We start from the raw sequence: 26,184 nt of genomic DNA, 5'->3' as shown, positions 1-26,184 counted from the left end.
GCCCTTAGGAAAGCCGAACCGACAGGCCGGGTGGGAGCGATAACAGCATATTGGGTTAAAGAGGCATGCCGGAGAGTTTCGCCACCAGTTCCGCGAGCTTGCGGGCGCCAAATTTGCGCAACAGCCGCGCGCGGTATTCTTCAACGGTGCGATAGCTCAGGTCGAGTTCCAGCCCGATTTCCTTAGAGGTGAGGCCGCGACAGGTCAGAATTGCGACTTCGCGTTCGCGTTGGGTAAGGGACACGATCGGGCGATCTTCTGAAAGGTCGGCAAAGGACCAGACAGAGGTGCTGAACGGGTTTTCCGGCGTGTCTTTGGTCGCCGCCTGTCCGCGAACACGACACCAAAACAGCGACCCGTCCGCACGTTTCATGACACGTTCGTCCGAATATCGCCCGGTTTCGCGGATCGCGGCATAGACTTTGGCGCCGATGGTTTGAAAATCTTCTTCGGAGGCGTAAATTTCGGCGATTGGCAGGCCTTCGCAGGCGGCCGGATCAAGGCCGAACATTTCGCCAAAGCGTGGATTGGCGCGACGGATGACGCGACTCTCCAGAAGGATCAGGCCAACGGGGGCGTGTTCAAAGGCGAGTGTGTTGTGGTCCATGGGCCAGTGTCTTGGCACAGGCCGGTAAAAAGGGAAAGAGGCGGCGTGGTTCTACGGGTTGCGCCAACCTCTTTGTTGCGGCTTGATCCTGTTCGGGGATTTGGGAGAACGTTCATGAATATTGCCTTATGGTTGCAACGCGCTGCAGGCCTTGATCCAAAGCGGCAGGCCATTTTTTCAGGGACAAAATGCGTTGAAACTTATGGCAGTTTTCTATCGCGGATTTTTGGCGTCGCAAACTGGTTGGCGCAACAAGGTGTTTCGCCGGGTGACCGCGTCGGGCTGTTCTTGAAAAATTGCCCAGATTATCTCGTGGCGCTTCACGGTATTTGGGCGGCTGGCGCGGTGGCGGTTCCGATGAATGCCAAATTGCACCCCAAGGAGGCCGCGTGGATATTGCAGGATGCGGGCGCGCGTCTGTGTTTTGCGACGGGCGGTTTGGCTGAGGCGGTGACGACGGCGAGCAACGTGCAATGTGAAGCGGTACCGGTTTGTCACGGGGCGGGCGACATCGCCCCAAGAAAGCCGGAAGATCTTTGTTGGCTGTTTTACACGTCTGGCACGACGGGGCGACCCAAAGGGGTGATGATCACCCACCGTATGATTGCGGCGATGGCCACCAGTTATTTTGTTGATGTGGATGAGGTCACAGCCGCCGACACGGCCCTTTATGCAGCGCCAATGAGCCATGGCGCGGGGCTTTATAACGTTATGCACGTGCTTAAAGGCGCGCGCCATGTGGTGCCCCAAAGCGGCAGTTTTGACGAAGCCGAGATTTTTGATCTCGCGGCGCATTTCGGGCGGGTGCATATGTTTGCGGCACCCACCATGGTCAAGCGCATGACACAGGTCGCCAAGGAGATTGGTTCAACAGGGGCCGGCTTGCGCACTGTGGTTTATGGCGGGGGACCGATGTATGTGGAGGACATCCGCGAGGCCGTGGACCACTTTGGACCGGTGTTTGCACAGATTTATGGGCAGGGGGAATGCCCTATGTGCATCACAGCTTTGACCAAGAAAGACGTTGCGAGAGGTGATGCCGCGAAGTTGGCGTCGGTCGGACGGGCGCAGTCGGTGGTAGAACTGGCGATCGGAGTTCCAGAAGGGGTTTTGCCTGCCGGAGAGGTGGGTGAAATTCTGGTGCGCGGCGACGCTGTGATGCCAGGGTATTGGCGCAATGACGCGGCCACGGCTGCGACGTTGAAAGACGGCTGGCTGCTTACGGGCGACATGGGGGCGCTGGACACAGCTGGTTATCTGACGCTGAAGGACCGGTCTAAGGACCTGATCATTTCCGGCGGCACCAACATCTACCCCCGTGAGGTGGAGGAGGTGTTGCTGACCCATCCGTCGGTCAGGGAGGTCTCTGTGGTGGGGCGCCCGCATCCGGAGTGGGGGGAAGATGTTGTGGCTTTTGTGGTGTGTGATGGCGCGTTGAATGTGGCAGCGTTGGAGGCACATTGTCTGGCAGAGATGGCGCGGTTCAAGCGGCCGAAGGACTATGTGCAGGTAGAGAGTTTGCCGAAGAACAATTACGGCAAGGTGCTCAAGACCGAGTTGCGCTTGCGTCTGAGTGAATAGAGCTGGAGCGCGTATCAAAACCGAAGGCGGATCGACTTGCCCTTTGGTTGTTGTCTGATCGCGCATTCATACGACTATTATCGGGCTCCATTTATTCAGGAGTTTAGTCATGAAAGCAATTTCCTCATTTCTGAGCGTCGCGATTTTGTCGATCGGAATGGCGACATCTGGTCATACTCAAGAACAGCCGAATATCGTATTTGTTTTCCTTGACAACTTTGGCTGGGGAGAACCCGGATTTAATGGTGGTGGCATCATTCGCGGCACACCGACACCTGAAATGGACGCCTTGGCAGCTGAGGGTCTTCGTCTGACCAATTTCAATGTCGAGGCCCAATGCACCCCTTCGCGTGCGGCAACGATGACAGGTCGCTATGGCATCCGAAGCGGCAACCACACTGTGCCACTTGGCGGCGGGGTCTACGGTCTCACACAGTGGGAAATCACCATGGCCGAAATGCTGAAAGACGTTGGCTATGAAACGGCCATGTACGGCAAATGGCATCTAGGCTGGTCCGAAGGCCGCTATCCGTCAAGTCAGGGGTTTGATGAGTTTTATGCAATTGAAACGACAGACGTTACTGTCTGGCCTACACTCACCGGGTATGCTGAAGCTGACATGGAGGAAAATGTCGTGATGCAGGGTGTTGCGGGTGCCCCAGCAACCATTGTGCGCCCCTATGATATGAAATTCGCGCGCTCATTGACAGCGACCTGACAGAGAAGGCCATTGACTTCATCACTCGCAAGGCAGGCGGAGACAACCCGTTTTTTATCTACCTTGCCTATTCTCAAACCCACTATCCCAATCTCGCGCATCCGGAATTTGAAGGTGCGACCGGCAAGGGTGTTTGGGCTGATATCCTGTTGCAGGTCGACACATATTTGGGGCGGGTGACGCAAGCTCTCGAAGACGCCGGAGTGTCGGACAACACTGTTGTGATTTTCACCGCTGACAACGGACCGGAAGCGCTCCAGGTCGGGAGTTCAAATATTTCACCCACACCGGCGGTACAGGGTAGCGCTGGTCCTTGGCGGGGAACGCTGTTTACGAGCCTTGAAGGCAGCTTGCGGGTTCCGTTTGCGATTAAATGGCCAGATCGCATTCCAGCAGGGGCGGTGAGCAACGGCGTCGTGCATTCTATGGATCTTTTTCCAACCCTTGCGGCCTTTGCCGGTGGCTCTGTGCCCACTGACCGTGCTTTTGACGGTATTGATCAGTCCGACTTGTTTTTGGGAAACCAAGACACCTCCAATCGGGAAGGCGTGATTGTTTACATGGGAGAGCAAGTATTTGGCGTGAAGTGGAACGACTGGAAGGTGATGTTCAAAGAAAACTCCGGTGTTTTTGGAGCGACAGAAACCTTTGATACACCAAGGGTTTATAACCTTCTGAATGACCCGCATGAGCGGGACAACGTGCTGTTTCCCTACACGTGGGTGGCCGAGAAGGCGATTCCGCAACTTTATGAGCATGCGTCGTCGTTCAAGAAATTTCCCTCAACTCCACCGGGCGCACCAGACCCGTATGTGCCGCCCAAGCACTAACACCCGTCCATTTTCCCTGTGCATGTCGAACAAAAGAAAGCCCCGCCAATTCTGGCGGGGCTTTGCAATTTTGTCGGTCCGTCGCGCTTAGTTGACGATGGTTGCCTCAGTTGCCGCGCGCAGCTCGTCTTCGGACACACCGTCCGCGCATTCGACGATCTTCAGGCCGCCCTCAACCACGTCAAGCACACCCAAGTTGGTGATGATGCGATCCACCACGCCTTTGCCGGTCAGAGGCAGGGTGCATTCTTTCAGCACTTTGGAGACGCCGTGTTTGTTGGCGTGATCCATCACAACAACTACTCGGCCAACACCGGCCACAAGGTCCATCGCGCCGCCCATGCCTTTCACGAGCTTTCCCGGGATCATCCAGTTGGCCAGATCGCCATTTTCCGCCACTTCCATCGCGCCGAGGATCGCCATGGCAATTTTGCCGCCGCGGATCATGGCGAAGGACTGAGCGCTGTCAAAATACGCGGTCTGCGGCAGCTCGGTGATGGTCTGTTTGCCGGCGTTGATCAGGTCGGCGTCCTCATCCCCTTCGATCGGGAAGGGGCCCATGCCCAGCATGCCGTTCTCGGACTGAAGCGTCACTTCAATGCCTTCTGGAATGTAGTTGGATACCAGCGTCGGGATACCGATGCCAAGGTTCACATACCAGCCGTCTTGCAGTTCCTGTGCGGCGCGTGCCGCCATTTGATTGCGATCCCAAGCCATGATTATGCCTCCTCGCGCGGGCGCACGGTGCGCTGTTCGATACGTTTTTCGTGCGTGCCTTGGATGATGCGGTGCACATAGATGCCGGGCAGATGGATCGAGTCCGGATCAAGCGAACCGGTCGGCACGATTTCTTCGACTTCGGCGATGCAGATTTTGCCGCAGGTGGCCGCAGGCGCGTTGAAGTTGCGTGCGGTTTTGCGGAACACGAGGTTGCCGGTTTCGTCCGCCTTCCACGCTTTCACAATGGCCAGATCGGCAAACATGCCTTCTTCCATGATGTAGTCTTCCATGGCGCCATCGGGACCGGTGGGAAACTGTTTTTCCATCTTGCCTTCGGCGATCACTGTGCCGACACCGGTTTTTGTGAAAAAGCCCGGGATGCCGGCACCGCCTGCGCGCATACGCTCGGCCAGCGTGCCCTGCGGGTTGAATTCAAGTTCAAGTTCGCCGGAGAGATATTGGCGCATGAATTCGGCGTTTTCGCCCACGTAGGAGCTGATCATCTTTTTGACCTGCTTGGTTTGCAGCAGGATGCCGATGCCAAAGTCGTCGACGCCCGCGTTGTTGGACGCAAACGTCAGATCCTTGACGCCGCTGTCGCGGATTGCATCAAGCAGAAGCTCGGGAATGCCGCAGAGGCCGAAGCCGCCTGAGGCAATGAACATGCCGTCGTTCAGAACGCCCTCGAGCGCCTCGGCGGCATTTGCATATACCTTTTTCATGGATGTCTCCCCTTATCCGGAATTGTCGGTTTTGTGACGTGGGGGCAAGCGGGAGTCAACGTTTGCAGGGGCTGCGCGTATTACTACGGGCCGCAACAGCCGCTAGATGATGCGCACCTGTGTGCCGACCGGGCTGATTTCAAAAAGTTCGGCAATGGACGGGTTGTAGAGCCCGATGCAGCCATCCGAACTGCGGCGCCCGATCTTGCGCGTGTCGTGGGTGCCGTGGATCAAATAGGCGGGCCATTCGAGATACATGGCGTGAGTGCCCAGCGGATTGTCGGGACCCGGAGGCATGTATTTCAATTCCGGATTGCGCTCGACCATGCTGGCGGTCGGGGTCCAGTCCGGGCCGACGCGCTTGCGCACAATCTTGGTATAACCCCGCTTGGTGAGGTCTTCGGTCATTGGCACGGAGGTGGGGTAAATGCGGTAATCGCTGCCGTCGCCGTTCCAGAAATGCAACGCACGCGAGGTTGTGTCAGCAACGATAGTCGCCACGCCAAGCACGTCAAAGTGATCACGCCAGTCTTGTCGTGAGAAGCTCGAAATATTTCGCAGGGCGGGCGCGGGTTGCTGGGTTTCGTCCTGTGCGAGAGAAGCGCGGGCGGAGAGCGCAAGTGCGGGCATCGCCAGAAGAAAGGCGCGACGGGGCAAGTTTGTGTTTGTCATGGATGGTCCTGCTCTGTTTTGCGACAGATGTGGAGACCGGGGGCCGCCAGCGCAATTGCGCGTTGGCTAAAACTTTCGTGATCAGCGGCGGATGAGCTTGGGGGAAGGATCGGGGCTGGCCCACAGACGCAAGTTGAACTGGGGGCCAGCCCCCAGACCCCCGAGATTTTTTTGGCAAAAGGAAGAGGGGCAAAGAAAAAGGCCCCTCGCGGGGCCTCTGACTTACTTGGCGGCGGCTTTCTTGGTGGCCGTCTTTTTGGCAGGTGCCTTTTTCTTGGCGGGGGCCTTCTTTTTGGCGGCGGCCTTTTTCTTGGGCGCCTTGGCGGCGATCCATTCGAGCGCCTGTTCCATGGTTACGTCTTTGACCTCGACCTCCTTGGGGATCGTGGCGTTGACCTTTTCCCATTTCACGTAAGGCCCGTAGCGGCCATCCATGATGTTGACCGCGCCACCATCGGGGTGATCGCCAAGTTCTCGCAGCGCTTTGGCGGCGGCCCGTCTTCCGCGACCGGGGTTGTTGCGCTTTTCGGTGATCATCTCGACTGCGCGGTTCATGCCGATTTCAAAGACGTCGAGCGTTTCCTTGAGGTTGGCGTAGACCGGTTTTTCCTCATCGGGCAGCTGGTGCATGATGTAGGGCCCGAAGCGGCCTAGGTTGGACGAGATCACGCCGCCATCGGGGTGAGGACCAATTTCGCGGGGCAGGGTCAGCAGGGTGACAGCCTGTTCCAGAGTGACCTCGTTCGGTCCCCAACCGGGCAAGAATTCTTTTCCCTGCTTTGGCAGAGAAGAGCGCGGCGGCTTTTTGTTTTCCGGCGTTGCCTCGCCGCGTTGAACGTAGGGGCCAAAACGGCCGGATTTCAGGTGGATTTCGTCCCCCTGATCTTCGCCGAGAACCTTTTCGTAGCCTTCAGCACCCTCGCCGGAGATCGGGCGGGTGTAGTTGCATTCGGGGTAGTTGCCGCAGCCGACAAAGCCGCCGGTGCGTGAGGTTTTCAGGTGCAACTGACCGGCGCCGCACTTGGGGCAGACGCGCGGGTCGGTGCCGTCTTCACGCGGCGGATAGAGTTGCGGAGCAAGCGCTTCGTCAAGGATATCCAGCACTTCGGAGATTCGTAGATCGCTGGTTTCGGCAATCGCCGCGTTGAAGTCTTTCCAGAAGCGGGACAGCACGTTCTTGTAGTCGCGATCACCTGCCGAAACATCGTCGAGTTCTTCTTCAAGGTTGGCGGTGAATTCATAGCCAACGTATTTGCGGAAGAAATTCACGAGGAAGATGGTGACGATCCGGCCTTTGTCCTCGGGAAACAGGCGGTTCTTTTCTTTCCGGACATAATCGCGGTCCTGAATGGTGGTGATCACCGACGCATAGGTCGACGGGCGGCCAATGCCGAGCTCTTCCATGCGCTTGACCAGCGTCGCCTCGGTGTAGCGGGGCGGGGGCTGAGTGAAATGCTGCTCGGGCGAAACAGACCGTTTGGCCATCGCCTCGTCCTGCATGATCTGCGGCAGACGCTTGTCGTCGTCTTCCTCGACGACCTCGTCGCGGCCTTCTTCGTAGACCCGCAGGAAGCCGTCAAACAGCACCACCTGACCGGTGGCGCGCAACTCGACCTGTTTGTCGTCGCTGGCGATGTCGACCGTGGTGCGCTCAAGGCGGGCACCTTCCATCTGGCAGGCTAATGTGCGTTTCCAGATCAGGTCATAAAGCTTGCGCTGGTCCTCTTCGGAGACCTTCAGATCGGCAGGCTTGCGCATCATATCCGTCGGGCGGATACATTCGTGCGCTTCCTGAGCGTTCTTCGCTTTGTTTTTGTAGATACGTGGTTTTTCCGGAACGTATTCGGCGCCGTAGAAATCCTTGATCGCGTCGCGTGCGCCCTGCACAGCTTCGGGCGCCATGTCGATGCCGTCGGTCCGCATATAGGTGATGTAACCTGCCTCATAGAGGCGTTGCGCGGCGTTCATGCAGTGACGCGCACCCATGCCGAATTTGCGGCTGGCTTCCTGTTGGAGCGTTGACGTCATAAACGGTGCGGACGGGTTGCGAGAGGCAGGTTTGGCCTCAACACGGGCAACCGAGAGATTGCGGCTTTCGATGGCCTGTACAGCCAATTCGGCGGCCGTCGAATTTTCCAGTGAGAACTTGTCGAGCTTTTCGCCGCCCAAAACGGTCAGGCGGGCTTCGAACTCTTTGCCGCGCGGTGTGGCAAGCAGGGCTTTGACCGACCAGTATTCACGGGCGTTGAACGCCTCGATTTCCATTTCGCGCTCAACGATGAGGCGCAGGCAGACTGATTGCACACGGCCCGCAGACCGCGCCCCGGGCAGTTTGCGCCACAGCACCGGAGAGAGGTTGAAGCCCACGAGGTAATCCAAAGCGCGGCGGGCGAGGTAAGCATCCACCAGCGGCTGGTCCACCTGACGAGGATTTTTCATGGCCTCTGTCACCGCGGACTTGGTGATGGCGTTAAACACCACACGGCTGACAGGGGTGTCTTTTTTGATTGCGCGACGTTTGCGCAACGCCTCTTCAAGGTGCCAGCTGATGGCCTCGCCTTCGCGATCGGGGTCGGTTGCGAGGATCAGTTCGTTGTCTTCTTTGAGGGCATCGGCGATGGCTTTGACGTGTTTTCTGCTGTCGGTGCCCACTTCCCAGAGCATGTCGAAATCCGCGTCCGGATCCACCGAGCCGTTCTTGGCTGGCAGGTCTCGCACATGGCCATAAGAGGCAAGTACAGTGTAGTCGGGCCCCAGATACTTGTTGATTGTTTTGGCTTTCGCCGGGGATTCGACAACGACAACTGGCATGAAAATTCCTCTCGACTCGGAGCGAGCTATATGGCGGCGAAAAATGTGGGGCGAAAGGGGGGATTGTCAATGCGTTGTAAAAAATCCTGTGCCAAAGTGGCGAAAATTTGTTTTGGAGATGGGGTGCGGATGGTACAATTTTTGAAGGTCGCGGCTTTTTTGGTTTCGGGATTTCTAGTGTCGCCACCGGCTGCGGCGGGCGATTTTGGCGATTGGTATGAGCCCGAGCGAGGTACGCAGGAGCGTCGGGATTTGATGGATGCTGTTCGCCCGATTGCCGAATGGCAACTCGGTGCGCCGGTGCAATTTGTGGTGACGGAATTGCGGGTCTATGAGGACATTGCTTTTGCCATGCTGACGGCACAGCGACCGGGTGGCGGCGACATTGATCTTGATACGTCGCCTTTGGCATGGCGTGTCGAGTTGAACGTCGATTATATGGATGGGGCCCGCTATGACGTGCTGTATCGCAAGTCGGGAAATATGTGGGTGGCCGTCGAGTGGTCCCTGGGAGCCACGGATGCCTGGTGGGCGTGGGAGCACACTTGCGAGGCGTTCTATGAAGTTATTCCCGAATGGTGTCAGTGACGTCAGATTTTTGACAGCAACCCGCCGGACTGACGCTGGATGTGACCATCCATCTCTAGATCCAGCAAGGCGGGCGTAACGTCTTCTGCGTCGGCCTGAACCTCGCGGATCAGTTGATCCTCAGAAACCGGCGTGGGGCCTAGGCGGTCAAGAATTTGCCGATGCAGCGCGTGGGTCTCGCGCAGTGTGCGTTTTGGGCGTGGTTCGGCGGGTGTCACTTCCGCTGGGCGAGGCGGGCTTGCCTCGTCAAGGCGCGGACTGAGGGCTGCAATCACATCGTCGGCTGTGCGCACCAAGGCGGCGCCGTCACGGATCAGCATATTACAGCCCGACGCTCTTGCATCAAACGGGTGTCCTGGCACGGCGAGCACATCGCGGCCTTGGTCTAGTGCTGTGCGGGCGGTGATCAGGCTGCCGGACTTTGCGGCTGCCTCGACCACAACAACCGCGCGGGCAAGTCCGGAGACAATCCGGTTGCGGGCAGGAAAATGGCGCGCGCGCGGAGCGAGACCCGGAGGATGTTCGGAGAGGCACAGACCTTGAGCGGCAATCTCGTGGCCTAGTTGAGCGTTTTCGGCTGGATACATAATGTCAACGCCGCCAGCAAATACTGCCACCGTGCCGCTTTTTAGGGCGGCGTGATGGGCGGAGGCGTCAATGCCGCGGGCAAGGCCCGAGACTATGACAAAGCCCGCGTCAGCCAATTGACGGCTCAGAGCGCGAGCCATCCTGTTGCCAAGTGCGGAGGCGTTGCGGGCACCGACCAGGGCGATCAACGGCCTGCACAAAAGAGACGGGTCGCCGCGCAGCCAAAGCATTGGGGGGGCGTCGGGAATTGCAGCCAGATCGACAGGATAGTCAGGCTCATCAAAGAATACCGCGCGAGCACCAAGTGTGCGAGCAGATGCGATTTCGGTTTTGGCCTGTGCCGCGCAACAGACTGAGTAGTCTTTCACGCCCGCTGCATTGGCGATCTCGGGCAAAGCCTCGAGCGCTGCGGCTGCGGAGCCATGTTCCGAGATCAACCGGTAAAAGGTGGCAGGTCCGACGCGACGTGAACGCAAGAGGCGGAGTCGGGAAAATCTCTCATCTTCCGTGGTGGGTGGGAGTTGGGGGTGAGTGGAAGAAATCTGATCCTCTGTCATCCGTGTCTCCGCCTCCTTGCAATACAACGTTAAGGCGAATCTCGTTAACGATAAGTAAACGCTAACGGCATTTTAAGGATGCGTGCGCGGTTTGTTCACTAAGTTTGTAGGCGTGACGTGTGTCTGCGCCGCCTTGTCCGTGCTTAGGCCGCAGAGCCGCCGACGGTCAGACCGTCCATCAACACAGTGGGCTGACCGACGCCGACCGGCACCCATTGGCCGGCTTTGCCGCAGTTACCCATGCCGGGATCAAGCGCCATGTCGTTGCCAAGTCCCTTGATCTGCATCATCGCCGTGGCGCCGTCGCCAATCAGTGTGGCGCCTTTGACTGGCGCACCGATCTTGCCGTTTTCGACCCGATAGGCCTCCGTGCAAGAGAAAACGAACTTGCCGTTGGTGATGTCGACCTGTCCACCGCCAAAGCCGACCGCGTAGATGCCGTCCTTGAGGGAGGCCACCAGATCGGACGGGGCGCTGTCGCCGCCCGACATATAGGTGTTGGTCATGCGAGGCATTGGTGCGTGGGCATAGCTCTCGCGACGCCCGTTGCCAGTGGAATCAACGCCCATCAGGCGGGCGTTTTGACGATCCTGCATATAGCCCACCAAAATCCCGTCTTCGATCAGGGTGTTTTTGCCCGAAGGGGTGCCTTCGTCGTCAATGGTGATTGAGCCGCGCCGGTCAGGAATGGTGCCGTCGTCGATCACGGTCACGCCTCTGGAGGCGACTTGTTGGCCGATCTGGCCAGCAAATTTGGAAGTGCCCTTGCGATTGAAGTCGCCTTCGAGACCATGTCCGACGGCCTCGTGCAGCAAGATACCCGGCCAGCCCGGGCCAAGCACCACTTCCATCGGGCCAGCGGGCGCAGGCACAGCGTCGAGGTTCACAAGCGCAATGCGCAGGGCTTCACGGGCTTTGCCCTGCCAGTCCGCAGGATCGAGCAGCCCGTCCAAGCCGATGCGGCCGCCGCCACCTGCGGAACCGGATTCGCGGCGTCCGTTCTGCTCTACGATCACAGAGACATTCACACGTGTCATGGGGCGCACATCCGTGATGCGGTTGCCATCGGGACGCAGAATGACAACTTCCTGATGGGAAGCCGCCAACATCGCAGACACCTGAACCACGCGGCTGTCCATGTCGCGGGCAAAAGCATCTATGTCCCGTAGGGTTTCGATCTTCACAGGAAAAGACACGCCGCCAATCGGATCGGCATCTGTATAGAGCTTCCGGTTGGTGTGTTGCGGGGCTTCGGCCAGCGTGCCACCGCCGTTCGCAACCGCGAGGCGGGTTGTTTGAACGGCGCGGGCGATTGCGGCTTCGGAGATGTCGGATGAATGCGCATAGCCAGAGACCTCGCCGTTGACCGCGCGCAGGCCGAATCCTTGGGCTGCGTCAAAGCTAGAAGTTTTGAGGCGACCGTCGTCAAATACCAGAGCCTCCGAGCTTCGGCGCTCCAGAAACAGTTCTCCATCCTCCGCACCTTCGGTGGCCTGACGCAACAAACGCAGGGCCGCAGCCTCATCAAGGGTGGTCTCAAACGGGCGGAAAGGCGTAGTGGTCATGTGTGTTCTGCTCTCTCGGATTTTGATCTAAATCAAAAAAGCGACGGTTCGCCGCAAGCTTCGATCTTTATCTAGGCGGCAGAATATGGTTTCAAGGCGCGAAACAACAGCGGGATTCCGCCGATATGGTATGAATCACGCGAATCTAAACAAAGAAACACCGCAACCGATCAGGGTGACACATGCGAATTCTATCGACATTCCTGGGCCTTATGGCAGCTGTAACCGCCATTCCGGCCATCGCGCAGGACGCTGAAACCATCGGCAAGCCCGTGCCCAACGGCCTTGGCTTCCAGCCGGCAGCCACCGAACTGGCCACGCAAATTCACCGTTTGGACACGTTGATCCTTGTGATCATCACAGCGATCGTGCTGTTTGTGACCGCTCTGATGGTATGGGTCATGGTGCGTTACAACCGCCGCTCGAACCCGAACCCGTCCAGCTTTACCCATCACAGCACACTGGAGATCGCGTGGACGGTTCTGCCGATCCTGATTCTTCTGTTCATTGGCGCAAACAGCCTGCCGGTGCTCTTTAATCAGCAGGAAATCCCTGAAGGCGAAGTCCACATCAAAGTGACTGGTTATCAGTGGTACTGGGGCTATGAGTACACTGACCACGAATTTGGCTTTGAAAGCTTCCTTCTGGAAAAGAACGCGCTTGCAGAGAACGGATACAACGAAGACGAATATCTGCTGGCGACCGACACCAAGGTTGTTGTGCCTGTTGGCAAAACCGTCGTGATGGATGTCACCGGTGCGGACGTGATCCACAGCTGGACCATCCCGTCGTTTGGCGTGAAGCAAGATGCCGTCCCCGGACGCATCGCACAGCTGTGGTTTGAAGCCGACAAAGAGGGCATTTACTTCGGTCAGTGTTCCGAGCTTTGCGGTAAGGACCACGCGTATATGCCGATCACTGTCGAGGTGGTTTCCGAAGCCAAGTACAATGAGTGGCTGAAGGGCGCGATCGAAGAGTATGCAGGCGATATGTCCACTCTGCCGACCGTAAAAGTGGCCGCGGCTGACTAAACATACGTATCAACTGGCGGGGTGAAATCCCCGCCCTTTGGACACCGATAAGGGCGCGCAGAAACGACGCGCCTTTGCGACGAGGAAGACCATGAGCGACGCAAGCATCAATACGCAAGCCAGCACCAACGAGGCCAGCTTTGGCGATTATTTCGCCCTGCTAAAGCCGCGTGTGATGTCTTTGGTGGTGTTCACCGCTGCGGTGGGGCTTCTGGCTGCGCCAGGCAGTCTGCATCCGTTTGAAGCCTTCTGCGCGATTCTGTTTATCGCAGTGGGCGGTGGCGCGTCAGGCGCGCTCAATATGTGGTTTGACAGCGACATTGACCAGAAAATGAAGCGCACCCAAGGCCGCCCGATTCCGGCCGGCAAAGTGCAGCGCGAAGAAGCGCTGGCGATTGGTGTGGCGCTCTCGGGCTTTTCGGTTGTGATGCTGGGGCTGGCGACAAATTTTGTCGCGGCTGGCCTATTGGCCTTCACCATCTTCTTCTACGCGGTGATCTACACGATGTGGCTCAAGCGCTGGACCCCGCAGAACATCGTGATTGGTGGCGCGGCTGGTGCTTTCCCTCCGATGATCGGTTGGGCGGCTGTGACCGGTGGAGTCGCGATTGAATCCGTTCTGATGTTCACCCTGACGTTCATGTGGACGCCGCCGCACTTCTGGGCACTGTGTCTGTTCATGAAGTCTGACTATAAAGACGCCGGCGTGCCGATGTTGCACGTGACCCATGGCCGCCGCGTGACCCGTAACCACATTCTGGTTTACACCATCCTGTTGGCGATCATCGCCATTGGTATGGCCTTTACCGGTGTGGGCGGCCCGATTTACCTGACCACAGCTCTTGTGCTGAACGCATTGTTCCTTGCGGGTGCTGTGTCGATCTGGCGTCGTGACGAAGACGTCTCCGAGGCAGACGGTTACAAGCGAGAGAAAGCGTTCTTTGCGCTGTCGCTGTTGTATCTGTTCCTGCATTTCGGTGCCATTCTGGCAGAAGCCCTGCTGGCACCTTATGGATTGGGAGGCTGGTAACATGAGCTTCAAAGAACCCCACGAACTGCACAAACGCCGTTTCGGCCGCAACCTTGGCGTGGCGCTGGTGCTGACGAGCTTTATTTTTATCGTGTTCGGCCTGACCTACGTGAAGATCACGCGCGGTGACTATGAACCGGCAAACGCGAGTGTCGAACGCTGATGGCGATGGATCCGAAGCATAAGACCTTGGTGCAAACCGTCGGTGTGGTGGCCCTGATGGGTGGCCTCGCGTGGGCGTCGGTGCCGTTCTATGACTGGTTCTGCCGTGTAACCGGCTTTGGCGGTGTAACGAACACCGCTGATGTGGGCAGCGACACTATCCTGGAAAAGACCATCAAGATCCGTTTTGACGCTTCGATCGAGCGAGACATGCCTTGGGAATTCACCCCCATGCAGCGCGAGATGGAAGTGCGGATCGGTGAAACCGGTCTGGCCTTTTATGAGGCTTACAACCCGACCGACCGTCCCGTGGCAGGTAGCGCGAGCTATAACGTCGTGCCCTATGACGCGGGTGGCTATTTCACCAAGATCGACTGTTTCTGCTTTGAAGAGCAGATCCTGCAACCGGGTGAGCGGGTGACAATGCCTGTGAGCTTTTATGTGGACCCAGAGATCGTTGAGGACCGCGACGCAAAGTTCGTTAAGGTGATCACGCTGGGCTACACTTTCTACGAAATCGACCTGCCCGAGGAGACAGCCTCCTTGACGCAAGCAACAAACAAAGACGTAAATTAAGAATACGCCTGCCAACGAGGGATTGACTTATGGCGCACGCTAAAAACCACGATTACCACATTCTGGCACCGTCTGCTTGGCCGCTCTTGGGCGCGCTGGCAGGTTTTGTCATGCTATTCGGGGCTGTGTTGTGGATGCACGACAGCGGTCCTTGGATGTTCCTGATTGGCCTAGTTGGCGTTCTGGGCGTCATGTTCTGCTGGTGGGCTGACGTTGTCGCCGAAAGCCAGATTGGGGACCACACTCCGGTTGTTCAGATTGGTCTGCGCTATGGCGTGATCCTGTTCATCATGTCCGAAGTTATGTTCTTTGCCGCATGGTTCTGGACCTTCTTCAAACACGCGCTTTATCCGATGGGCCCCGAAAGCCCCGCGGTGGACGGTGTCTGGCCGCCGGTGGGCATCGAGACTTTCGATCCGTGGCACCTGCCGCTGATCAACACGCTGATCCTGCTGTGCTCCGGCTGTGCCGCAACTTGGGCCCACCACGCTCTGGCGCATGAGAATAACCGCAAGGACATGAAAACCGGCCTGATCATTGCGGTTCTTCTGGGCCTGCTGTTCACCTATTTCCAAGCCTATGAATACAGCCACGCGGCGTTTGGCTTTGCTGGCAACATCTACGGCGCGTCCTTCTTCATGGCGACCGGCTTCCACGGTTTCCACGTGATCATCGGCACCATCTTCCTGCTGGTCTGCCTGATCCGTCTGATGAAGGGGCACTTCACCCAAGAAAAACACATCGGTTTCGAAGCTGCCGCATGGTACTGGCACTTCGTCGATGTGGTCTGGCTGTTCCTTTTCGCAGCGATCTACATCTGGGGTCAGTAAGACACCGTCGTTTGGTCTGGATGAGCGGTTGATCCTGCTGGACCAATGAGATTTAAAGCAGATCGCGGCAGGGCCAGACCTTGCCGCGATTTTTCTTTGAAGGAACTCTTCCTTGCGCCTGATCCTGCCCCTGTTCTTTGGCATTCTCGGCACCGTCGTGCTGGTGTCGCTTGGCACCTGGCAGGTGCAACGTCTGGCGTGGAAGGAAGGGGTTTTAGCCGATATCAACGCGCGGATCGTGGCGGAACCGGTCGCCCTGCCTTCGGAGCCCGACGCGGAGGCCGACCGGTATCTACCAGTCACTATGACCGGCGCGTTTACGGGCGAGGAATTGCACGTTCTGGCGTCGACAAAAAGCGTTGGAGCGGTGTATCGCGTCGTTGCGCAGTTCGAGACCGACACCGGCCGTTCAGTGATGGTGGATCGCGGCTGGATCAAAACCGAGGCCAAGGATTTGGATCGCGCGGCAGGAGAGGCCGCTGTGGTGGGCAACCTTCATTGGCCGGATGAGCGCGACAGCTTCACGCCGCAAAACGATGTGGAAGGTAACATCTGGTTTGCCCGCGACATGGCTCAGATGGCGCAGGTTCTGGGAACTGAGCCTTTGCTGGTCGTGGCCCGTGAGGTGTCGGAAAACAACGCGGGCGTGACGCCCTTGCCAGTCGACACAGCCGGCATTCCCAATGACCATCTCGGGTATATCGTCACCTGGTACGGACTTGCGATTGTCTGGGTGGCGATGACCCTGTATTACCTGCGCCGGATGCGCAAAACCAAGAAGGCCTGAGAGACGTGAAATACATTTCGACCCGTGGAAATGCTCCGGAACTGAGCTTTGAAGAGGCCATGCTGACCGGATTGGCGCGGGATGGCGGGCTCTACGTGCCTGAAAGCATCCCGACGATGAGCGCGGATGAGATCGCGGCGCTGGCTGGCAAGTCTTATGAAGAGGCGGCGTTTATCGTGATGCGGCCATTTGTGGGCGATGCCTTCACGGACGAAGAGTTCAAGGGCATCATCGCGCGGGCCTATGCCAACTTTCGGCATGAGGCGCGGGCGCCTTTGGTGCAACTGGCGCCGAACCACCACTTGCTGGAGTTGTTTCACGGCCCGACGTTGGCGTTCAAAGATTTTGCAATGCAACTGATCGGTCAGCTGTTCCAGTTCTCACTGGCGCGGCGCAATGAGCGTGTGACGATTGTGGGCGCGACCTCGGGTGATACTGGCTCTGCGGCTATTGAAGCCTTCCGTGGGCTGGACAACGTGGATGTCTTCATCCTGTTTCCGCATGGCCGCGTGAGTGACATTCAGCGCAAGCAGATGACCACGCCGAACGACGCCAATGTGCATGCACTTGCGCTGGACGGTGACTTTGACGACTGTCAGGCGCGTCTGAAGGACATGTTCAACGACTTTGACTTCCGCGATGGTGTGAAACTGGCGGGTGTTAACTCTATCAATTGGGCGCGGGTGTTGGCGCAGGTGGTGTATTATTTCACGTCCGCAGTGAGCCTTGGCGCGCCGCACCGCAAGGTGAGCTTTACCGTGCCAACAGGCAACTTTGGCGACATTTTCGCAGGCTACATTGCCAAGAAAATGGGGCTGCCGATTGAAAAGCTGGTGATTGCCACGAACCAGAACGACATTCTGCACCGCACCATGGAAAGCGGCGCCTATACTAAAGAAGGCGTGACACCGTCGATCAGCCCCTCGATGGACATTCAGGTCAGCTCCAACTTCGAGCGTGCGTTGTTTGATGCCTATGGCCGCGATGGTGGTGCCGTGGCGCAGTTGATGGAAGAACTTGACGATGGCACCTTCACGGTGAGCCAAGGCGCGATGGAAACGCTGCGCGAGCATTTTGACAGCGGGCGGGCCTCGGAAGAGGAAACCAGTGCCACGATCGAGGCGGAATTTGCCGCTTGCGGAGAAGTGCTTTGCCCGCATTCAGCGGTTGGGGTAAAGGTTGGCAATGAACACCTTTCGGCCACGCCCATGATCACGCTTGCGACCGCCCATCCTGCGAAATTCCCTGACGCGGTCGAGGCCGCGATGGGCGCTCGTCCGGATCTGCCGCCGCATATGGTGGACATGATGGACAAGGACGAACGCGTGACCCGTGTCCCAAACGATCTTGGCGCGCTGGAAACACTTATAACAGAACGGATCGCTGAGCGTTGACCACAAAACTGCACACACTTTCCAACGGGTTCCGCATTGTAACCGAGCATATGCCTGGTCTGGAATCCGCTGCCATCGGCATCTGGGTCAATGCAGGCGGCCGCCACGAGCGGCCCGAGCAGAATGGCATTGCCCATTTTCTTGAGCATATGGCGTTCAAAGGCACCAAGAAGCGCGACGCGCTTGAGATTGCCGAGGCCATCGAAGATGTGGGCGGTTATATCAATGCCTATACCAGCCGCGAGGTGACGGCTTATTATGCTCGGGTGCTGAAGGACGATGTGCCACTGGCGTTGGATGTGGTGGGCGATATCGTGTTGAACCCGGTATTTGATCCGGCGGAGATCGAGGTCGAGCGGGGCGTGATCCTGCAAGAGATCGGTCAGGCGTTGGACACGCCGGATGATGTGATTTTCGACTGGCTGCAGGAACGTGCCTATCCGGATCAACCGCTTGGGCGGACCATTCTGGGGGAGGGCGATCACGTGCGCGGATTTGGCAAGACAGACCTTGCCGGATTTGTGCAGGAGCATTACGCGCCGGACCGGATGATCCTGTCCGCAGCGGGCGGCATTGATCACGACGAGATCGTGCGTCTGGCCGAGGAACAATTCGGGCACCTCAAGCGTGGGCCTGGCATTGCTCTGACACCTGCGCGTTTTGCCGGTGGCGAGTATCGTACTGAAAAAAAACTGGAGCAGGCCCACTTCGCCCTTGGTCTGGAAAGCCCTGACTATTGCAGCCCTGACATCTATACGGCGCAGATCTATTCCACCGCGTTGGGCGGCGGCATGTCTTCCCGCCTCTTTCAGGAAATTCGCGAAAAGCGTGGTCTGTGCTATTCGATTTACGCGCAAACCGGTGCCTATGCGGATACCGGCATGACCACGATCTATGCCGGCACCAGCGGCAGCCAGATCGAAGAGTTGGCGCAGATCACCATAGATGAGCTTAAGCGCGCCGCTGAGGATATGAACGAAGCCGAAATCGCGCGGGCGCGCATCCAGATGAAGGCGGGTCTTTTGATGGGGCTGGAAAGCCCATCAAGCCGCGCCGAACGTCAGGCGCGTATGATTGCGATCTGGGACTGTGTGCCGACGCTTGCGGAAACGGTCGAGCGCATCGATGCCGTGACTGACGAAGATGTGCGCCGCTTTGCCGAGCATATGGCGGTGGCGGCGCGGCCTGCGATGGCGCTTTATGGGCCTGTGGCCGACGCGCCCGCGCTGGAGGCCTTGCAGGAAAGGCGCGCGGCCTGATGTTGATCAACCGTCGCAAGGTCAAGCTGGACACCGAGCGTATGATCCTGCGCCCGCCGGTGCATTCGGATTTTCGTGAGTGGGCGGAATTGCGGTCCACCAGCGCTGATTTCCTGATCCCGTGGGAACCGGTCTGGGCCGCCACGCATTTGACCCGCAAGAGTTTTACCAACCGAGTGTATTGGGCGCAGCGGGCCATTGCCAACGACACGGCGGTGCCTTTGTTTCTGATCCGGCGTGAGGACGATCGCCTTCTGGGGGCGATTACGCTGGACAACATTCGCCGCGGGCCTGCGCAGGCGGGTACGTTGGGATATTGGATCGGAGAACCTTTTGCCCGTTCCGGCTATATGGGGGAGGCCATCGAAGCGGTGGTGCACCACGCATTCCAACGCCTGGATCTGAGCCGGATTGAGGCCGCCTGTTTGCCGGAAAACGTGGCGAGCCGCGGTGTTCTTGAAAAATCAGGCTTCAAATATGAGGGCGTCGCGCAGAGCTATCTGCAAATCAACGGACGCTGGCGCACGCATGTGCTTTATGCGGCGTTGCGCAATGACCGCCGTGGGCGCACGACAGCGGGGCAGGTTTAACGATCTTTGTCTGCTGTGGGTGCTTCTGATGGCATCATCCTCGGATCGCGCAAAAAGGCGGTCGCAGCAATCTTCTGTCAAAGGGCTATGTTTTTGGGACAGCCTAATTTGTCGCGTTCCGGGACCTAGCGTATCGAGTTGTTTGCCCGCATAATTGGAGCAGTTTGTTCCAACCCAACCCCAGTGCCCCTTGTCGACGGGGCAAAAATTTCTCCGGTTTTCATGACATTGATCCCAGCCTCCTCCGACTTCTCAACCCGTCTTGCGGCGCAATTGCCTGAAAACACTCTGAGTGGTGCGCAAGCAGGCTATCTCGAAGAGCCACGGGGGCGATTTTTTGGCGCTGGCGGAATTTTGGCGCGGCCGCGCAATGCTGCCGAGGTGGCAACAATTTTGCGGGCCTGCAACGAGGCGCGGGTGGCTGTGGTCCCTTATGGTGGCGGGACCGGATTGGTCGGCGCGCAAGTGATGCCAGAGGGCCCGACACCAGTGATCCTGTCACTGGAACGCATGAAAGCAGTGCGCGCGATCTATCCGTTGGAGAATGTACTTGTGGCTGAGGCGGGTTGCATTCTTGCCGACGTACAGGCGGCGGCGGCGGAAGCTGAGCGGCTCTTTCCTTTGTCGCTTGGGGCGGAGGGGTCTGCACGAATTGGCGGGAATTTGGCCACCAATGCGGGTGGCGTGAACGTGTTGCGGTACGGCAATGCGCGGGATCTGTGTCTAGGCCTTGAGGCAGTCCTGCCCAACGGCGAAATCTGGAACGGTTTGACGAGATTGCGCAAAGACAACACCGGTTATGATCTGCGCAATCTCTTGGTCGGGTCTGAAGGCACCTTAGGGGTGATCACTGCTGCCGCGCTCAAACTCTATCCCCGACCGCGATCCGTGGGGACCGCGATGATGGTTGTCACGAGCCCGCAAGATGCGCTCGAACTGTTGGCGCTGGCGCGGGAAATGGCGGGGGAGAGCATTTCTGCCTTCGAATTGTTGCACGGGCAGGGATTGCGTTTTGTCCGAGACAGGTTGCCTGATGTCCGGTTGCCGCTGAATGACATACCGGATTGGTCTGTTCTGATCGAATTGGGTATGAGCAAGGCCGCCGATGCGGCGCTTGAGGCGCTGTTTGAGGCAGCGTTGGAGGTAAGGCTGGTCAGTGATGGTGTTATCGCCCAAAGCGATGGCCAGCGATCCGAACTGTGGGGGTTGCGAGAACATATTCCGATTGCGAACAAAGCGGTGGGGTCTGTCGCGAGCCATGACATCTCGCTGCCACTTGGGGTGGTGCCGGATTTTATCGCGACCGCGGATGCGCGGGTGGCCGCACTTGGTCCATTCAGGGTCAACTGTTTCGGGCATCTGGGCGACGGCAATTTGCACTACAATGTGTTCCCGCCCGAGGGCGAAAGCCGCGAGGCCTATAACGACCGCCGCCATGCGGTCAGCGACGCGATCTATGATCTGGTCCACAGCTTTGGCGGCAGTTTCAGCGCCGAGCATGGTGTCGGGCGATTGAAGGTCGCGGACCTGCAAAAATTTGGCGATCCGACACGTCTGGCGGCGATGCGAGCTATCAAGGCTGCTCTGGATCCCCACGGGATCATGAACCCCGGTGCGGTGCTTTAGGAGGCACTTCCTATTGCGGGAAATACCTCGGGGGTGACGTCACAGCCTGCTGTGACGAGGGGGCTGGCCCCCTAAAAATCACAAACCGTCAAACTCGCAGAGCACGTGCACATCCATGCCCATATCTTCGAGCTTTTGGCGCCCGCCAAGTTCGGGAAGATCGATGATAAAGGAGCAGGAGATAATCTCTCCGCCAAGTCGCTCAATCAGCTTTATGCCGGCTTCTGCCGTGCCACCTGTTGCCAAAAGGTCATCAACAACAAGCACTTGTTCGCCAGGTTGGATGGCGTCGTCGTGCAGCTCAACGATGGCTTCGCCATACTCGAGTTTATATTCCTGACTGATGGTTGTGCCCGGCAGTTTGCCCTTTTTGCGGATTGGCACGAACCCCACCGACAGTTGGTGTGCGATGGCGCCGCCTAGGATGAAACCACGGGCCTCAAGCCCGACAACCTTGTCGATACGTGTGCCCGCGTAGGGATGCAGCATCTGGTCAATTGCCATGCGGAAACCGCGGGGATCGGCAAAGAGGGTGGTTACATCGCGAAACATAATTCCCTCGTGGGGAAAATCCACAATAGTGCGGATATAGTCTTTGACGTCGGCGCTTTTGGGCATGGCTGTTCCCCGTAAAAAAGTTACGGCGCAGCTTTGTCAAAAGCGGGCCTTTGGTGCAAGCTCTCAGTGTGGCCAAGCAGCGGTTTGCGCAACCGGATGCCGTGGCTGCATCACATGGGCGCACCTTCGCATATTGTTGCCATATCGGTGTCCTATCTTGTATAACCAGCGCGCGCCGAACATCATTTAATGACGGGACGACCAGACTTGAGCAAGACTGATGCCTCTGCCGCCGATATGGTGAAAGCCAAATCCAAACAAAAAGTTAAGGATAAGGCCAAGCGCAAATCCAAGAAGGACAGCCAGCTTGTTTTGCGGTTGGACAAGGAAGAACGCGATGCTTTTGTCGAGCTTTGCAAGGATCTTGATACGAGCGCCGCGCGTGAAATTCGCCGCTTTATTCGCGACTTTATGCGCGAGCATGAAGAGGATTGAACGTCCTTGCTAACTGGCCCGTTTCAGGGTCGCAGTTAAGAGCCCCATTGCCATCAGAGAAACGCCTCCGGCAAGTGTGAGCCAACGCATCACAGCGGGCTTTGAAATACGTGAGCGCAGCCGATCTGCCAGCAGTGCATAGGCCAGAGCGTTGAGCGCTGCGAGTGCCACGAACGTGCTGATAAGGATCACAAATTGCGGGATCAGCGGTTGTGATGGCTGCAGAAACTGCGGCACGAACGCGACGAAAAAACCGATGCTTTTGGGGTTGAGCGCCGTCACCGCCGCCGCATGGGCAAAGACACCACGCGCAGGCATGGACCCGGCGGCTGACAGGTTGCCGAGCGTCGCCGAGTCAGCGCCACGCACCATCTTGAAGCCCAGCCACAACAGATAGACCGCGCCGGCCCATTTCAACACGGTGAAGGCGGTGGCGGAGGCCAGCACCAAAGCGCCCAAGCCAAGCAGAGATGCGGTCATCGCTATGAAGTCGCCAAAGGCAACACCGGCGGCGGTGGCAACGGCCACAGCACGGCCTTGGGTCAACGCATAGCTCAGCACCAGTAAGATCGTGGGGCCGGGGATCAGCAGGAGTGCTGTGGAGGCGGCGACAAAGGTGAGCCAGAGGTCAAGGGGCATGGAAAAAGGCCTGCAATTAAGGGTGCAGGCCTTATGAAGCATTGGTTTTTTCGGTCTGTCCAGCGGTTAGGCCAGAACGCGGCCTGCAACGGCGTCGAGTTTGGCCACCATGGCCGGGTCGCGCTTGTCAGGTGCTGTAAGGATTGCGAACTCAAGCGCGCGGTCGCAACCGTGTTCGCAGGGATTACGTTCGGCCCCAAGGAGCGCAGGCAGGCGGCGGACGAGGTCGCGGCCATTGTCGGCGTTTCCGGTCAAAATGGCAATGATTTCAGAGACATCGACTTCACCATGATCGGGGTGCCAGCTGTCGTAGTCCGTGACCATGGCCACCGACGCGTAGCAAAGCTCGGCCTCGCGCGCCAATTTGGCCTCGGGCATGTTGGTCATGCCAATCACATCTGCGCCCCAGCTTTCGCGGTACATTTTTGACTCCGCCAGCGTTGAGAATTGCGGGCCTTCCATCGCCAGATAGGTGCCGCCTTTGTGCACGGTAATGCCGGCGTCTTTGGCGGCGGTATAGCAGGCCTCCGAGAGGCGCGGGCAGGTGGGGTGGGCAACGGAGACATGCGCCACAAGACCGGGGCCGAAGAAGGATTTTTCGCGCGCGAAGGTGCGGTCAATGAATTGATCTACAACAACAAAATCACCCGGAGCCATTTCCTCTCGGAAGGATCCTGTGGCCGACACGGAGATCACATCGGTCACGCCAAGGCGTTTCAGGGCGTCGATGTTGGCGCGGTATGGGACCGAGGTTGGCGTGTGCACATGGCCGCGCCCGTGGCGGGGTAGGAAGGCCATTTTCACACCGTCCAGACGGCCTGTGAGGATCTCGTCTGATGGGGTGCCGAAGGGGCTGTCTACCGCCTGCCATTTGGCGTCTTCAAGCCCGTCGATGTCGTAAATGCCGGAGCCGCCGATCACGGCGATCTTGGTCTCGGTCATGGGGATCTCCCTGTCTTTTCGTTGTGAAAAGTTGTGGCGGCAGGGGGCGGAAAAGGCAACCAAAAGGCACGTCGGTATTGCGTCGGTATTACGTCGGTAACGCGACTGTGTGGATGTCAGCGGCAAATGCCGCGAATTTGGGCCGCCTCCCATGGCAACATCACCTGCTCGGGACGGGGCAGGTTTTGGGTCGGGAAGACTTCCTCGACCAGATCGGTGAGGCGTTCGGTGCGCGGCGCGTCGGGATCCAGCAGGGTGCAGCAGAGGTACTCTTCGACGACGCTGGCCTGTTGCTCGTAGTGGTAGGTCAGGAAAGTGGCGTCCGAGGTGACCTCAAACAGATAGGGATCGTCAGACACCTGATGTTCGTTGGCGGCCTTCCATGGGGAATATCCGGTGAGGTCGCGGTTCTGCCATTGCCAGACGTGCACCATTTCGTGGGCGAAATACATGGCGGCCTCGAGGTGAATTTTTCCCGGGTAGGCGGGCATGTAGTTGGGCACGGACCAGCCCTCGGATGTGTAGAGGTGGTTCCAGAGCACAACACCGGCGGGCGAGGTTGTGACGGGGCCGGGTTCGGGCGCGGGGTAGATGCGTTCGCGGCAGGTCAGGCGTGGGCGGACCTCTCGCGTGAAGGTGGCGACTCCAAGGGGGGCGTTTTTGGTGATACGGACGGGGGCGGGGTCAAAGCTGTCGCCTGCGATGTCGTTGAAAAAGGCGCGTTCCGTGTCTGTCAGCGGGCGGCCACAGGACATCAGGAGCAGACAAAGAAAGATCAGGGGCGCGCGCATGGGTCGGAGCGTAGCACCGGCGTGGCTTGGGGCAAGGTGGGAAAGCCGTTATTTCGGCGTGGTGATCAGTTTGCCGCCCGAGAGGCATTGATGCATGTGGAATTGATAGAACTGCGTGTCGACCCGCGTGCCCGCGGCGGACCCGATGGCGCCGCCGACCATGCCGAGTGCTTCGGCCTGTTTTTTGTCGCGCGTGATGATGTAGCCGGTTTGTTCGCCGAATGTTTTGCCGGTTTGGGAGCCTTGGGTGTTGCCCGCGTTGGAGGCGGCGGCACGGGCGTATTGGTCGCAGAAGGCCTGTGTGCGTTGCTGATCCTGCGGCCACTGGCGCGGGGTGGGGGCTTGGCGGCGCTGGTTGGGCTGGACGGAGAGGTGGTTGTTCTGATGGCGCACGGAGTCCTTGCGGGCCTGTGCGACGGTGTCCGTTGCGGGGAGCAGCAGGGCGAGGATGAGGGCGAGGGGGCGCATGTGGGGGAGTTTGGCAGGTGGTTTCGGCTATCGCAACCTCATGCGGAATGCCTTGCATTCCGCCGCGTCTAAGTACTCACACGCGGAAAGGTGAGCCGTTAGCGAACAAGAAAAGCTGTGTGCTCCCCACTTCACCTTGAAAAAAATGCTTCCACCTTGGCAGCTTGGAACCTCGCCGACGGCAATATTCGTCACAAGGGACAACCAATTTTGGAAACTTGGATCGGTTTGAGAGGGAAATGCTGGAGATTAGGGGCGTCTTCAATTCGCTCAAATACAGGAGCAATGGATAGTGTAATTGTCCCGGCCATCAGCTCGGTTACCATTCTTTTTGCATCCTCACATTTTTCAATGAGTTGTGAACTTAGTGAAGTGTAAAGATTGTAGTGACCATTTTCCGCAATGGACATTGTATTGTGATCTCCGAGAGGTTCGAATTTGGTCGTTTCCACGGATCTTTTCATTCCAAGATTGGTTTTGCCCGATGCATCCTTCGTTAGAATATCCACCATGCTTCCACTATGGTTGAATTCAATACCGATAAGTTTCCCTGGAGGACCATATGATCGCCCCCAGACTTGGGTGGATATGACAACATAATAAGCTACATTACTTCCGGGAGTATTGGTTTCTTCTATTGTAATCTTTGAATTCGCTGTGGCGTATTTGGTTTGTGGAAGCCTCGGGTCGTTGACAAATAGCTCCGAGGTAAGAGGTTTTAGAGTGCCAGATATCTCAGCCACGGTTCGCTGCGCTTTGTCGCTGTAGCTTGAAAATTCGCTGTATCCAAGTGACCCAAGAATGATGGTCGCTAAGGCAAGAATAGTTGTAAAAACAGTACCAATAATCGCTGATCGACGCTCTGTTTGGTGAATACCATTAACTGCGTCTAGCGTCATCCCGAGCCGCGATTCTAAATCGCTAATCCGTTCGTTGTTAGAGTTTCTAATTCTTTCGTGCTCAGCAACTTGGGTTTTCGTGTTTTTTTCTTTTTTGCGAAAAATTCCCATTGAGTTCTCCTCATTGCTTTTGCCCAATATGCCAAAA

At 57.9% G+C, this 26,184-nt stretch carries 28 protein-coding genes; 15 read left to right on the top strand and 13 right to left on the bottom strand.

The genetic code is table 11. From position 1 onward, the window contains the following. Positions 1-55: 55 nt before the first annotated feature. The gene (locus BM069_RS15710; RefSeq protein WP_093325132.1) at positions 56-607 is read right to left on the bottom strand and encodes a LuxR C-terminal-related transcriptional regulator; all 552 of its coding nucleotides are present in this window, start codon (positions 605-607) and stop codon (positions 56-58) included. A gap of 114 nt (positions 608-721) precedes the next feature. Between BM069_RS15710 and BM069_RS15705 the strand changes: the two genes are divergently transcribed. The 3 genes from BM069_RS15705 (at position 722) to BM069_RS20140 (ending at position 3,736) form a co-directional block, all read left to right on the top strand. Then, positions 722-2,188 carry a class I adenylate-forming enzyme family protein gene (locus tag BM069_RS15705; protein ID WP_093325130.1) on the top strand — a complete coding sequence of 489 codons (1,467 nt, stop codon included), beginning with the start codon at positions 722-724 and terminating at the stop codon, positions 2,186-2,188. Between the two features lie 109 nt (positions 2,189-2,297). Beyond that, positions 2,298-2,906, top strand: coding sequence for a sulfatase-like hydrolase/transferase (locus BM069_RS20145; protein ID WP_093325129.1), 609 nt, complete (start codon positions 2,298-2,300; stop codon positions 2,904-2,906). Beyond that, positions 2,879-3,736, top strand: coding sequence for a sulfatase-like hydrolase/transferase (locus tag BM069_RS20140; protein WP_093325127.1), 858 nt, complete (start codon positions 2,879-2,881; stop codon positions 3,734-3,736). Before BM069_RS20145 ends, BM069_RS20140 begins: the two co-directional genes overlap by 28 nt. Positions 3,737-3,823: 87 nt before the next feature. On the opposite strand, the gene BM069_RS15690 is transcribed toward BM069_RS20140, so the two are convergent. The 4 genes from BM069_RS15690 to topA all read right to left on the bottom strand — a co-directional run bounded on the left by BM069_RS15690 (position 3,824) and on the right by topA (position 8,661). Continuing rightward, the gene (locus BM069_RS15690; protein ID WP_093325125.1) at positions 3,824-4,453 is read right to left on the bottom strand and encodes a 3-oxoacid CoA-transferase subunit B; all 630 of its coding nucleotides are present in this window, start codon (positions 4,451-4,453) and stop codon (positions 3,824-3,826) included. A gap of 2 nt (positions 4,454-4,455) precedes the next feature. Beyond that, entirely contained in the window at positions 4,456-5,178 is a 723-nt protein-coding gene (locus BM069_RS15685; RefSeq protein WP_093325123.1) for a CoA transferase subunit A, read from the bottom strand. 102 nt (positions 5,179-5,280) lie between these two features. Next, positions 5,281-5,850, bottom strand: a complete 570-nt coding sequence (locus BM069_RS15680; RefSeq protein WP_093325122.1) for a L,D-transpeptidase — start codon at positions 5,848-5,850, stop codon at positions 5,281-5,283. A gap of 222 nt (positions 5,851-6,072) precedes the next feature. Continuing rightward, the gene (topA, locus tag BM069_RS15675) at positions 6,073-8,661 is read right to left on the bottom strand and encodes a type I DNA topoisomerase (RefSeq protein ID WP_093325120.1); all 2,589 of its coding nucleotides are present in this window, start codon (positions 8,659-8,661) and stop codon (positions 6,073-6,075) included. Positions 8,662-8,790: 129 nt separating this feature from the next. Between topA and BM069_RS15670 the strand changes: the two genes are divergently transcribed. After that, positions 8,791-9,249, top strand: coding sequence for a hypothetical protein (locus BM069_RS15670; RefSeq protein WP_139216220.1), 459 nt, complete (start codon positions 8,791-8,793; stop codon positions 9,247-9,249). A gap of 2 nt (positions 9,250-9,251) precedes the next feature. On the opposite strand, the gene dprA is transcribed toward BM069_RS15670, so the two are convergent. Beyond that, positions 9,252-10,394 (bottom strand): DNA-processing protein DprA, encoded by a 1,143-nt coding sequence (gene dprA, locus BM069_RS15665; RefSeq protein WP_093325118.1) that lies wholly within the window; start codon positions 10,392-10,394, stop codon positions 9,252-9,254. Positions 10,395-10,537: 143 nt separating this feature from the next. Further along, positions 10,538-11,959, bottom strand: a complete 1,422-nt coding sequence (gene tldD, locus BM069_RS15660; RefSeq protein ID WP_093325116.1) for a metalloprotease TldD — start codon at positions 11,957-11,959, stop codon at positions 10,538-10,540. Between the two features lie 182 nt (positions 11,960-12,141). On the opposite strand from tldD, the gene coxB reads away from it, so the two are divergent. The 10 genes from coxB (at position 12,142) to BM069_RS15610 (ending at position 21,244) form a co-directional block, all read left to right on the top strand. After that, entirely contained in the window at positions 12,142-12,990 is an 849-nt protein-coding gene (gene coxB, locus BM069_RS15655) for a cytochrome c oxidase subunit II (protein WP_093325115.1), read from the top strand. A gap of 91 nt (positions 12,991-13,081) precedes the next feature. Beyond that, positions 13,082-14,020 carry a heme o synthase gene (gene cyoE / locus BM069_RS15650; RefSeq protein WP_093325113.1) on the top strand — a complete coding sequence of 313 codons (939 nt, stop codon included), beginning with the start codon at positions 13,082-13,084 and terminating at the stop codon, positions 14,018-14,020. A gap of 1 nt (position 14,021) precedes the next feature. Next, positions 14,022-14,183: a cytochrome C oxidase assembly protein gene (locus tag BM069_RS15645; RefSeq protein ID WP_093325112.1), complete on the top strand. Its 162-nt coding sequence runs from the start codon at positions 14,022-14,024 to the stop codon at positions 14,181-14,183. Beyond that, complete coding sequence (locus BM069_RS15640) at positions 14,183-14,758, top strand: cytochrome c oxidase assembly protein (protein WP_093325110.1); 576 nt, start codon at positions 14,183-14,185, stop codon at positions 14,756-14,758. Before BM069_RS15645 ends, BM069_RS15640 begins: the two co-directional genes overlap by 1 nt. A 29-nt stretch (positions 14,759-14,787) precedes the next feature. Further along, positions 14,788-15,588 carry a cytochrome c oxidase subunit 3 gene (locus tag BM069_RS15635; RefSeq protein WP_093325109.1) on the top strand — a complete coding sequence of 267 codons (801 nt, stop codon included), beginning with the start codon at positions 14,788-14,790 and terminating at the stop codon, positions 15,586-15,588. Positions 15,589-15,700: 112 nt separating this feature from the next. Then, positions 15,701-16,375 (top strand): SURF1 family protein, encoded by a 675-nt coding sequence (locus tag BM069_RS15630; protein WP_093325107.1) that lies wholly within the window; start codon positions 15,701-15,703, stop codon positions 16,373-16,375. Between the two features lie 5 nt (positions 16,376-16,380). Then, a complete protein-coding gene (thrC, locus tag BM069_RS15625) occupies positions 16,381-17,769 on the top strand; it encodes a threonine synthase (protein WP_093325106.1) in 1,389 nt (462 codons plus the stop codon). Then, on the top strand, positions 17,766-19,028 hold the full coding sequence (locus BM069_RS15620) for a M16 family metallopeptidase (protein ID WP_093325104.1): 1,263 nt from the start codon (positions 17,766-17,768) through the stop codon (positions 19,026-19,028). The genes thrC and BM069_RS15620 overlap by 4 nt, the downstream gene beginning before the upstream one ends. Continuing rightward, positions 19,028-19,618: a GNAT family N-acetyltransferase gene (locus BM069_RS15615; RefSeq protein WP_093325103.1), complete on the top strand. Its 591-nt coding sequence runs from the start codon at positions 19,028-19,030 to the stop codon at positions 19,616-19,618. Before BM069_RS15620 ends, BM069_RS15615 begins: the two co-directional genes overlap by 1 nt. 222 nt (positions 19,619-19,840) lie before the next feature. After that, positions 19,841-21,244, top strand: coding sequence for an FAD-binding oxidoreductase (locus BM069_RS15610; RefSeq protein WP_093325101.1), 1,404 nt, complete (start codon positions 19,841-19,843; stop codon positions 21,242-21,244). 78 nt (positions 21,245-21,322) lie between these two features. Here BM069_RS15610 and BM069_RS15605 read toward each other — a convergent pair whose 3' ends face one another. After that, positions 21,323-21,862, bottom strand: coding sequence for an adenine phosphoribosyltransferase (locus BM069_RS15605; protein ID WP_093325100.1), 540 nt, complete (start codon positions 21,860-21,862; stop codon positions 21,323-21,325). 207 nt (positions 21,863-22,069) lie between these two features. Here BM069_RS15605 and BM069_RS15600 point away from each other — a divergent pair, with 207 nt between their 5' ends. Continuing rightward, positions 22,070-22,297: a hypothetical protein gene (locus BM069_RS15600; protein WP_244503641.1), complete on the top strand. Its 228-nt coding sequence runs from the start codon at positions 22,070-22,072 to the stop codon at positions 22,295-22,297. 9 nt (positions 22,298-22,306) lie between these two features. Here the strand turns inward: BM069_RS15600 and BM069_RS15595 are convergent, their stop codons facing one another. The 5 genes from BM069_RS15595 to BM069_RS15575 form a co-directional block, all read right to left on the bottom strand. Continuing rightward, a complete protein-coding gene (locus tag BM069_RS15595; RefSeq protein ID WP_093325098.1) occupies positions 22,307-22,936 on the bottom strand; it encodes a LysE family translocator in 630 nt (209 codons plus the stop codon). 66 nt (positions 22,937-23,002) lie between these two features. Continuing rightward, complete coding sequence (locus BM069_RS15590; protein WP_093325097.1) at positions 23,003-23,878, bottom strand: S-methyl-5'-thioadenosine phosphorylase; 876 nt, start codon at positions 23,876-23,878, stop codon at positions 23,003-23,005. Between the two features lie 116 nt (positions 23,879-23,994). After that, positions 23,995-24,669, bottom strand: coding sequence for a hypothetical protein (locus BM069_RS15585; protein WP_093325095.1), 675 nt, complete (start codon positions 24,667-24,669; stop codon positions 23,995-23,997). 48 nt (positions 24,670-24,717) lie between these two features. Beyond that, positions 24,718-25,137 (bottom strand): hypothetical protein, encoded by a 420-nt coding sequence (locus BM069_RS15580; protein ID WP_093325094.1) that lies wholly within the window; start codon positions 25,135-25,137, stop codon positions 24,718-24,720. A 191-nt stretch (positions 25,138-25,328) separates the two neighbouring features. Beyond that, the gene (locus tag BM069_RS15575; RefSeq protein WP_093325092.1) at positions 25,329-26,147 is read right to left on the bottom strand and encodes a hypothetical protein; all 819 of its coding nucleotides are present in this window, start codon (positions 26,145-26,147) and stop codon (positions 25,329-25,331) included. Between the last annotated feature and the right edge of the window lie 37 nt (positions 26,148-26,184).

It is taken from the genome of Shimia haliotis, from assembly GCF_900114415.1.
GTDB lineage: Bacteria > Pseudomonadota > Alphaproteobacteria > Rhodobacterales > Rhodobacteraceae > Shimia > Shimia haliotis.
This window is presented reverse-complemented; position numbering and strand designations above follow the sequence as displayed.

Coding starts and splice junctions, on each gene's coding strand:
- BM069_RS15710 (WP_093325132.1), bottom strand. CDS start 607: ATGGACCACAACACACTCGCCTTTGAACACGCCCCCGTTGGCCTGATC.
- BM069_RS15705 (WP_093325130.1), top strand. CDS start 722: ATGAATATTGCCTTATGGTTGCAACGCGCTGCAGGCCTTGATCCAAAG.
- BM069_RS20145 (WP_093325129.1), top strand. CDS start 2,298: ATGAAAGCAATTTCCTCATTTCTGAGCGTCGCGATTTTGTCGATCGGA.
- BM069_RS15690 (WP_093325125.1), bottom strand. CDS start 4,453: ATGGCTTGGGATCGCAATCAAATGGCGGCACGCGCCGCACAGGAACTG.
- BM069_RS15685 (WP_093325123.1), bottom strand. CDS start 5,178: ATGAAAAAGGTATATGCAAATGCCGCCGAGGCGCTCGAGGGCGTTCTG.
- BM069_RS15680 (WP_093325122.1), bottom strand. CDS start 5,850: ATGACAAACACAAACTTGCCCCGTCGCGCCTTTCTTCTGGCGATGCCC.
- topA (WP_093325120.1), bottom strand. CDS start 8,661: ATGCCAGTTGTCGTTGTCGAATCCCCGGCGAAAGCCAAAACAATCAAC.
- BM069_RS15670 (WP_139216220.1), top strand. CDS start 8,791: ATGGTACAATTTTTGAAGGTCGCGGCTTTTTTGGTTTCGGGATTTCTA.
- dprA (WP_093325118.1), bottom strand. CDS start 10,394: ATGACAGAGGATCAGATTTCTTCCACTCACCCCCAACTCCCACCCACC.
- tldD (WP_093325116.1), bottom strand. CDS start 11,959: ATGACCACTACGCCTTTCCGCCCGTTTGAGACCACCCTTGATGAGGCT.
- coxB (WP_093325115.1), top strand. CDS start 12,142: ATGCGAATTCTATCGACATTCCTGGGCCTTATGGCAGCTGTAACCGCC.
- cyoE (WP_093325113.1), top strand. CDS start 13,082: ATGAGCGACGCAAGCATCAATACGCAAGCCAGCACCAACGAGGCCAGC.
- BM069_RS15645 (WP_093325112.1), top strand. CDS start 14,022: ATGAGCTTCAAAGAACCCCACGAACTGCACAAACGCCGTTTCGGCCGC.
- BM069_RS15640 (WP_093325110.1), top strand. CDS start 14,183: ATGGCGATGGATCCGAAGCATAAGACCTTGGTGCAAACCGTCGGTGTG.
- BM069_RS15635 (WP_093325109.1), top strand. CDS start 14,788: ATGGCGCACGCTAAAAACCACGATTACCACATTCTGGCACCGTCTGCT.
- BM069_RS15615 (WP_093325103.1), top strand. CDS start 19,028: ATGTTGATCAACCGTCGCAAGGTCAAGCTGGACACCGAGCGTATGATC.
- BM069_RS15610 (WP_093325101.1), top strand. CDS start 19,841: ATGACATTGATCCCAGCCTCCTCCGACTTCTCAACCCGTCTTGCGGCG.
- BM069_RS15605 (WP_093325100.1), bottom strand. CDS start 21,862: ATGCCCAAAAGCGCCGACGTCAAAGACTATATCCGCACTATTGTGGAT.
- BM069_RS15595 (WP_093325098.1), bottom strand. CDS start 22,936: ATGCCCCTTGACCTCTGGCTCACCTTTGTCGCCGCCTCCACAGCACTC.
- BM069_RS15590 (WP_093325097.1), bottom strand. CDS start 23,878: ATGACCGAGACCAAGATCGCCGTGATCGGCGGCTCCGGCATTTACGAC.
- BM069_RS15585 (WP_093325095.1), bottom strand. CDS start 24,669: ATGCGCGCGCCCCTGATCTTTCTTTGTCTGCTCCTGATGTCCTGTGGC.
- BM069_RS15580 (WP_093325094.1), bottom strand. CDS start 25,137: ATGCGCCCCCTCGCCCTCATCCTCGCCCTGCTGCTCCCCGCAACGGAC.
- BM069_RS15575 (WP_093325092.1), bottom strand. CDS start 26,147: ATGGGAATTTTTCGCAAAAAAGAAAAAAACACGAAAACCCAAGTTGCT.